1 protein-coding gene is annotated in these 1114 nt (G+C 41.0%); it reads right to left on the reverse strand.

The window, feature by feature from the left end:
- Positions 1-149: 149 nt before the first annotated feature.
- Complete coding sequence (locus K8S15_02555; GenBank protein ID MCD4774914.1) at positions 150-782, reverse strand: hypothetical protein; 633 nt, start codon at positions 780-782, stop codon at positions 150-152.
- Positions 783-1114 lie beyond the last annotated feature (332 nt).

Below are 1114 nucleotides of genomic sequence, written 5' to 3' on the forward strand. Positions count from 1 at the left end.
TGAAGAGCCTGTTTATCTGAGAATCATGAAAAAGTTCTAAAAGTATCCACTACGGGGTACCTGATTTCAGGATTTAGAAGTCATTCCCATCCATTGCGACAGTTCGAAATACATCCACTACGGTGTACTATTTGCTTAATCGATAATCCTCAGTCAATGCGTGAAGAACTGCTCAATTCAAAAATATAATCTCTTAAGAAAATACCAGATCCTATCATATCTGCATCGTAGATATACTTGGCAACTATGCCTACATCTGGACAATAATACGTATAAATAGTGGACAATATTACTTCATAATACCATCCTATGCAGGCACAATCTTCATAAAAACCCTCTGGTACACTGAGATCCACATGCATATCTGTAACTGTGTAGTCTCCCCAGGTTTTGTTAAGCAAAAGAGGGAAATCCAGTTCTCTATACGCTGTTGAACCCGGGGAGAGATACAAAACAACTGAATCGGGATTGATAATGTAGGTAAGTGTATCCAAAGCAACCAGTGTATCCGGGCGTGGCTGCCCTGAAGATACCCAGAAACTAGCAGTTCTCGCTACTAGAAACGTGTCTTCGGAGACGGAGATTACTATATCGAAATAAGATCCCTCTTCCCAGAGCATTGAATCAGGTTCCGTCTGAACTGCGTAGTAATCGTAAAACCACCAGTCTCCTAATTCCATCGGAAAGTAATCCTCCATCCCCGATGTGGACAAAGGACTGTCTCCACATCCAGACAGCAACACAACTGAACTAACTGCAATTAGGAAGGTAATCAATTTCATTTCTGCACCTCTCATCTTCAAACCAGAAAACACAATGCTAACACAACACTTGCATTTATAGGGTATAATGATATTTGTTCCAACTTTCAAGTTAGAAATTCTCGTCAACTAACCAATTACAGTCGGATTTCGCATAACATCAACCATATGTTGTTAGGATTCAGTGTTTAGAACTCTTTCAAGGTCACTGCATCAGTTCGATCAGCGTCCACCATTGAGCATAAAAGTTCTAAGAGTGTCCACCACGGGGTACCAGCATTGGGTTCTACACCATTAGCAGGGGCACCTATCCAATTTAAGCACATAAGGCTCTGACCCTCAGTCTATAGTTT

Origin of the sequence: Candidatus Aegiribacteria sp. (genome assembly GCA_021108005.1) — a bacterium.
GTDB lineage: Bacteria > Fermentibacterota > Fermentibacteria > Fermentibacterales > JCC-6 > Aegiribacteria.

What these genes read in the sequence shown, in the direction of transcription:
- K8S15_02555 (MCD4774914.1), bottom strand. Translation starts at nt 782, where the DNA reads ATGAAATTGATTACCTTCCTAATTGCAGTTAGTTCAGTTGTGTTGCTG.